At 41.2% G+C, this 6,111-nt stretch carries 8 protein-coding genes and 2 pseudogenes; 3 read left to right on the top strand and 7 right to left on the bottom strand.

Going from position 1 to position 6,111, the window contains the following annotated elements; genetic code table 11:
• The first annotated feature begins 124 nt into the window (after positions 1-124).
• Entirely contained in the window at positions 125-1,834 is a 1,710-nt protein-coding gene (locus IM477_RS10510) for a cadherin domain-containing protein (RefSeq protein WP_287731649.1), read from the top strand.
• Between the two features lie 117 nt (positions 1,835-1,951).
• Here IM477_RS10510 and IM477_RS10505 read toward each other — a convergent pair whose 3' ends face one another.
• From IM477_RS10505 to IM477_RS23070, 3 genes and pseudogenes are all read right to left on the bottom strand, one after another.
• Positions 1,952-2,170 carry a type II toxin-antitoxin system HicB family antitoxin gene (locus IM477_RS10505; RefSeq protein ID WP_287731648.1) on the bottom strand — a complete coding sequence of 73 codons (219 nt, stop codon included), beginning with the start codon at positions 2,168-2,170 and terminating at the stop codon, positions 1,952-1,954.
• On the bottom strand, positions 2,157-2,315 hold the full coding sequence (locus IM477_RS10500) for a type II toxin-antitoxin system HicA family toxin (RefSeq protein WP_002770269.1): 159 nt from the start codon (positions 2,313-2,315) through the stop codon (positions 2,157-2,159). Before IM477_RS10500 ends, IM477_RS10505 begins: the two co-directional genes overlap by 14 nt.
• Before the next feature lie 3 nt (positions 2,316-2,318).
• Positions 2,319-2,438 (bottom strand): annotated as a pseudogene (locus IM477_RS23070) (type II toxin-antitoxin system HicA family toxin); the annotation flags it as partial.
• 40 nt (positions 2,439-2,478) lie between these two features.
• Here IM477_RS23070 and IM477_RS10495 point away from each other — a divergent pair.
• Positions 2,479-3,099 carry a PEP-CTERM sorting domain-containing protein gene (locus IM477_RS10495; RefSeq protein WP_287731646.1) on the top strand — a complete coding sequence of 207 codons (621 nt, stop codon included), beginning with the start codon at positions 2,479-2,481 and terminating at the stop codon, positions 3,097-3,099.
• A gap of 95 nt (positions 3,100-3,194) precedes the next feature.
• On the opposite strand, the gene IM477_RS23065 is transcribed toward IM477_RS10495, so the two are convergent.
• The 4 genes from IM477_RS23065 to IM477_RS10480 form a co-directional block, all read right to left on the bottom strand.
• Positions 3,195-3,452, bottom strand: a complete 258-nt coding sequence (locus IM477_RS23065) for a type II toxin-antitoxin system VapC family toxin (protein WP_334311313.1) — start codon at positions 3,450-3,452, stop codon at positions 3,195-3,197.
• Positions 3,453-3,586: 134 nt separating this feature from the next.
• Positions 3,587-3,805 (bottom strand): hypothetical protein, encoded by a 219-nt coding sequence (locus IM477_RS10490; protein ID WP_287731645.1) that lies wholly within the window; start codon positions 3,803-3,805, stop codon positions 3,587-3,589.
• Positions 3,806-3,873: 68 nt separating this feature from the next.
• Entirely contained in the window at positions 3,874-4,368 is a 495-nt protein-coding gene (gene sixA / locus IM477_RS10485; RefSeq protein WP_287677220.1) for a phosphohistidine phosphatase SixA, read from the bottom strand.
• A gap of 52 nt (positions 4,369-4,420) precedes the next feature.
• Entirely contained in the window at positions 4,421-5,644 is a 1,224-nt protein-coding gene (locus tag IM477_RS10480) for a DHH family phosphoesterase (protein ID WP_287731644.1), read from the bottom strand.
• Positions 5,645-6,028: 384 nt separating this feature from the next.
• On the opposite strand from IM477_RS10480, the pseudogene IM477_RS23345 reads away from it, so the two are divergent.
• Positions 6,029-6,111: pseudogene (locus IM477_RS23345) on the top strand (Uma2 family endonuclease); the annotation flags it as partial.

Genomic DNA, 6,111 nt, shown 5'->3' with positions numbered 1-6,111 from the left:
GCTGGGGTTGTCTCTTTCATCGCTGCTCTTTCAACGTAAAGTGCTTACTCTTTAACAATTATACTCGATTTGATCTTTATTTGGCGTTTAAGTCCCACTAACCAATCCTGTTAACCGTCCCCCAGTGGTTAATGATGCTATTTTCAGCATTTCTAAAACCAGTCCTAACGGTACAGTCGTCGGGACAATTAACGCCACTGACCCCGACAATAACCCCTTAACCTACAGTATCACCGCCGGAAATCCCGATACTGATGGCGACACTATCAAAGCCTTTGCTATTAGTAACACTGGCGTAATTACCGTTACCGATACTAATGATGTCAGCGCACAAACTAACCCCTTTAACCTCACGATTCAAGCTAGTGACGATGCTTTAACCGATACGGGTATCGCTACCATTAACCTAAATAATGTTAACCCCGTTTCCTTCCAACTGAAAATCTATGAGTATAATAACGGGACAGTTGGTAATGAAATTACAGAAAGCAATCCTATTCTCGGTAATAGCTTCTTTGCGGAAATTCTCGTCGGTGATATTCGTACCAATGCAGCCGGTTTAATCATTAATTCCCTTGATTTTGGCTTCGCCGCCGATGTTGCTCAAAATATCAATAACTTCGCCGATATTGGCAATGTCAACAGTCCCCTAGTTACCTCTAGTTTCCCCCTATTCCGAGGCGGTACATTAGATAATACTAACGGACTAATTGATAACTTAAGTGGGGGTGCAGTCCCCGAAGCAAGTCAAGGTACAGCTATTGGGGTTAATCAACTTTCTCGCTTTGGTTTACTCCGATTTAACGTCGTTGGAACGCGGGATAATTCAAACCTAACCGTCACCTTTGATCCTTCCCAAATTGGTTTTGCTGATGGCACATTTGCTGATCCTAATGGTACTTTAAGCTTAACCCGTAATATCATCATCAATGATGCTCCCATCGTCGGTACTATTAATAACGTCAACCTCGCCGAAAGAAGCGCAGCAGGTACAGTAGTAGTAGCCGGTAACTTAGTCGAAGCAACCGATGATAATTACGGACAAACTCCCACCTTTAGCCTCAGTACCTCTCCTAAAGATGGCTCAGGAAATAACCTTTTTGCCATCAATGCAACCACCGGAGAAATTACCCTCACTCAAGCAGGCGCTAACACCATCGACTATGAAAGTGGAGTAATATCCTATCAATTAGGAGTCAAAGCAACCGACGGTTATAAACTCTCTACAGAAAAGACATTTAACGTTAATATTACTAACGTTAATGAAGGTACAATAGTAGTAGATAAAACTGCTGTTACCTTCGGGACAAAACTCTCCCAATACCGACAAGGTGCAACCGATAGCCTGTTTGTCCGTCCTAACTTTGCTGACAAAACCCAATACATTGATATTACTAATACCGCAGCGGGAACTAATGATGTACTCGCTATTGCTGGTATTACTGTCAATGCACAAAATGTCACCACAGATGCCAATTTTGCCAATGGAGACATACTGCTAAACCCCGGACAAACTCGACGTATTGCTTTAGCATATACACCCAAAGCAGCGCGAGAAAACTTCAATTTGGCTAACGGTTTAGTCATCAACAGTAATGCTCAAAACAATTCCGCTTTGAACATTCAACTAACAGGGAAATCAACCTTTAACAGTGATATTTCCTACGATGGACGGGTGAATTTAACCGACTTAAACACCTTACAACGTCCGGGGTTATTTGGTAGTAGCAGTGGACAAACTAACTATGATCCTACTGCTGATATTACCGGAGATGGAAGAATTAATCTTGCCGAATTAGTTCCCTTCAATTCCGAATTTGGGTTAGTTGTTTAGATTAACTCTGTAGGTTGGGTTGACCCAAGGAAACCCCATCTTCGTAGGTTGGGTTGACCCAAGGAAACCCAACCATTCCGGTTAATTACAATAGGTTTTGATGGGTTAGCGCACTTCCTAACCCATCCTACAAAATAAAGGTTCAGGTAAGGGTTCATTATCTGCTTGATAAGCAATCATTAGGGATTCTATAGCTTCTTTTCCCTTAGCGACAGCTTCCTCATAAGTATCTCCATGAGTACGCCAATATTGCCCTGGAAAATCAGGCAATGCAACCAAAAAACAATTATCTTCATCAGACCATTGGATTACCATGCGATATTTAATTTGTGCCATTTTCTTGATTCCTCTTAACTTCTTTTTCTTGATACAGCTTTGCATCGGCACTGTCTTTTCCAGAAACAGTAACTTTACCAGAGTACAGATGATGTACCCAGTTAGTGTGACTTCCCTTGCCGGGTTGTAGAGCGTTGGGTTTCATGCTTCAACCCAACCTACGTTCTTTTCCAGAAACAGTAACTTTACCAGAGTACAGATGATGTACCCAGTTAGTGTGACTTCCCTTGCCAGGTTTTTGAATAAATCCTGCTTTGCGTAGCATTTGTTTTAACTCGCTAACTTTTTTAACTCAGGAGAACTACATTATGTCTAGTCTGACTACTCAATTTAACCTCAAAACTGATAATAGTGGCCTAGCGGGAACTATTATTAATAGTCCTCTTCGTTTAGGGGATAGATTTTTTGTAGAAATTTTAATGGAAAATAGTGATATTAATCCGGTCGGTATCACTAGCAGTGCCATTAATTTATCCTTCGATCCTCGCTCAATTCAAAACATCGACAATCCTTTCACTCCCTTAGATATCAATAGTCCTCTTGTTACCTCTAGTTTCCCCTTTGGACGCACGGGAATCTTAGACAATACCAATGGTTCAATTACTAACTTAGGCGGCGGTTCTTTACCATTTTTGGGCATTGGTTCACCTCTGGGAATTAATCAATTGGATACTTTTAGTTTATTGCACTTCCAAGTAATCGGCAATGGTAATTCTAGTCTGGTACTTAATATTGATTTATCTCAAACTGGTTTTAGCGATGGCAGTGTTGCCAGTTATTCTGGTAATCAAAGTCAGTTTATAAAAATAGTTCAAGTGGGTTCATCGACAGCTATTCCCGAACCTTCTACAATTTTGGCAATGGTAATATTAGGGTTAGGTGTATTGCTGTCTAAAAAGCGCAATCAAGACAATAGTAATCATAGTTAATTGATGTTTTTCGGGGACGTGAGTGATGATGTTTACGTCCCTGATTGATACTCAAAAAAAACTGTAAGTTAGGATAGGCTAAAATTGCATTATCTTCAGTGTACTAGGCTTTTTTCATCAATAACCAAACTGTTAATTAAATGCTGTTTTCTTTTTTTGGGAAGATATAGGTCAGGACGCTCAGGAAAATTTAATTTGCCTAACTGATACTTAATAACGCACTCCCAAACAGAGACTACACTCAAAAAAACTTCGTTATTGCTATTTTTTATCTGACGGCATATTTTTTCAGACAAGCGCGGATGATCACTAATTAACCAAAGAAAAATGTGTGTATCTAGTAACAATCTCATTGTGGATAAAACAAGTCTAAAACTTCCTCTGGTAAAGGTTCGTTGAAATCATCAGAGATGGTAAATTCTCCTCTAGCTAATCCTACCGGACGAGATCGATGAGATTGACTTAAAAATTGCCAAATTATCTTAATTTAATTTTCACTTAAAGGATTTGTATTGTCCATTTCTTGGTTATTTTTAACTAAAAATTGCCATTTTTGTAATGCTTTTTCTGTTAGGTAATTGTCGGATTTGTTTGCTGCCTCTTGATGAGTTAACTTATCAATAAATTGCCCAACTAAATTAAGATTGTCTGCGGACAAAATTGCTAACTTCTCAGTTAATAACTGGCGTAATTCTACATCGTTCATGATTTTTTAACTATTAACTAAACATCGATTGTAGTCCCCAAAAAGGATAGATACACCCAGGTTAATTCCTAGAGGAGTAATTTCGGGGCTGTCAACCAGAATAACTGACACTTGCCTAGGGGATTTTCCTGATTGGGAACCTCTAGACCAATTATTCCCGCTTTTTTGACTGATAATTTTCCTTGAAACTTGCCCCAAACTAGCATTTCCGTCCAATAGCCTAAATCCGGTTCGTGGCCTACCATTGCGATCGCGTTTTCCTCTCGCTGATAGTCCGACTTTTGCCACCATTGCACCCAATCTTGAATATTGCCGTTGGGTGATAGGGGATTAAATTGCTCAATTTTACGGCTTAAACCCGCTTTTTGCAAAATTTCGGCGGTTTGCACGGCACGCACCAGGGGAGAAGTGAGAATTAGGTCAAATTTCACCCCCAACTGTCCTAATCTTTGGGCAACTTTAGCAGTTTTGGCCCTACCTTCCTCGGTTAAAGGACGTTCCCCATCGTTGAGATAATCCCCCGATTGTCCTGCTAATCCATGACGCACAAAATAAAGTTTCATATCAGTGTTAGGTCGGTCTTGGCAATGTTAACAGATAGCTGAGGTCTAATAGCTAGGTGCGAATTACCTTTTCATCGGGGTTAACTAGATGGGAAAGTTTCTGTTTAATTTGGGTGTCATACAGTTCCCACTTGAGTTTCGCATATTCGGCATTATTATTAAAACCACCGAGGAAACCGATAGGAATTTCAAAACCTCCGGCCATATAACGACCACCACCAAAAAAGCGACCTTGGTTATCCTGTCCGAAAGCTTCCTTGAGAAATTCATCGGGATCTAGGGTAATTTTACTGGTACGCATAGAACCAATGACTAACTCGATATCCTCATCTTCATCGTGAACGATACCGTAAACTAAAGCCGTGTGAACATTTTCCTCTGTCACCAAAAAATCGGCAGCTTGGGGAATCGCATCCCGGTCATCATAACGCAAATAACCGACCCCGGCGATCGAATAATTATTTTTAATAATACGGTTTTTTAAGGCCCGTTCAATCACATCCATCACCCGTCGGGATCTGGCCGATTGCAGGACAGCGTTTAATAATTGGGCATCGTAGAAACGACTGAGATAACCAGCAGCAATAAATTCACACTCTTGCGCTTGCATTAAATTATTCGTATCCGATCGCAATCCGTGCATCAAAGCTGTGGCACACTTAACATGGACGGTATCGCTACTATTAAAATTCAGTAACCCTTTTTGGATATATTGGGTTAACATCGCCGCTGTTGCCCGTATTTGGGGACGAATATCGACAAATTCCGCGTCTAGATCCCCTTGGCGGGTATGATGATCGATCACAGCAATAATGGGAATTTTTGCCTGTTTAACCAGAGTGGTTAACTGACTATTGGTTCCCTGACCATCGACAAAAACACAACCCTGATAAACCGAAAGGTCTCTATCCTTGAGGGTATGGACTCCCCAACGTTTAGCCGGTAAACCCGTTAGTTTTACCAAAGCGACATTTTCCTGATGGGAGAGAGTCCCCGCATAGACTATATCGCAGTGAATATTGTACTGTTCGGCGATAATTTGATAGGCCCAGGCACTAGAAAGAGCATCGGGATCCGGGAAATCCTGCATCACCACAATTTGATTTTCGCCGCGGTGATTTTCCAAAGTACGTCGCAAGCGATCGATTAGGGAAATAAGTAGGGTATCATTACTAACCGTGACTGGAGGAAGGGGACATACTGCCGACGCTTCCCCTACCACTACATCGGTTTCGAGGGACTTGGCAGGAACTAGACTCAGTAATTCAGCCATCATTTTTAGAAAAGTTCGCTTAAAAGTAGATTCAGTCAGGATTTTTTGAGCTAATTAATTCTAGACGATATTCTCGCTTGATCGGTTCATCTCAAATATTAAGCTTTTCTCGCCCCTAGCTCCTTACTCTGGGGCTATAACTCTAGTCTATCGAAAGAACCCTGCCGTTTGTTCTGGGAGAGGGGTTAGGGGTGAGGGCAATTAACCATCGCTGCCCCATTACTTGTGAAAAATGATATAACTGGACTTCCCCACTTCCCCACTTCCCACTCTCCGATACTTTTTAAACAGGATTTAGGATCATCACCGTCCCTAAATATTTGCCCTGGTTTTTTCTAGTAAAGTTATACTATTAAGGAAGCAAAGACGAAATTCTAGGGTTAAGCAATGGTTAGACAACTCGACGACAGCCCGAAAACCGCAATCGTCTATCCCGATAGCGATGGTAAACCGATGGCCGATAATACAAG

Origin of the sequence: Microcystis sp. M090S1, assembly GCF_020246295.1 — a bacterium.
Classification (GTDB): Bacteria; Cyanobacteriota; Cyanobacteriia; order Cyanobacteriales; family Microcystaceae; genus Microcystis; species Microcystis aeruginosa.
Note: the sequence above shows the minus strand (reverse complement) of the source record. Positions and strands in the feature narration are given on the sequence as shown.

Coding starts and splice junctions, on each gene's coding strand:
- sixA (WP_287677220.1), bottom strand. CDS start 4,368: ATGAAACTTTATTTTGTGCGTCATGGATTAGCAGGACAATCGGGGGAT.
- IM477_RS10480 (WP_287731644.1), bottom strand. CDS start 5,644: ATGATGGCTGAATTACTGAGTCTAGTTCCTGCCAAGTCCCTCGAAACC.
- IM477_RS10500 (WP_002770269.1), bottom strand. CDS start 2,315: ATGAAACCCAACGCTCTACAACCCGGCAAGGGAAGTCACACTAACTGG.
- IM477_RS10505 (WP_287731648.1), bottom strand. CDS start 2,170: ATGGCACAAATTAAATATCGCATGGTAATCCAATGGTCTGATGAAGAT.
- IM477_RS10490 (WP_287731645.1), bottom strand. CDS start 3,805: ATGAACGATGTAGAATTACGCCAGTTATTAACTGAGAAGTTAGCAATT.
- IM477_RS23065 (WP_334311313.1), bottom strand. CDS start 3,452: ATGAGATTGTTACTAGATACACACATTTTTCTTTGGTTAATTAGTGAT.
- IM477_RS10495 (WP_287731646.1), top strand. CDS start 2,479: ATGTCTAGTCTGACTACTCAATTTAACCTCAAAACTGATAATAGTGGC.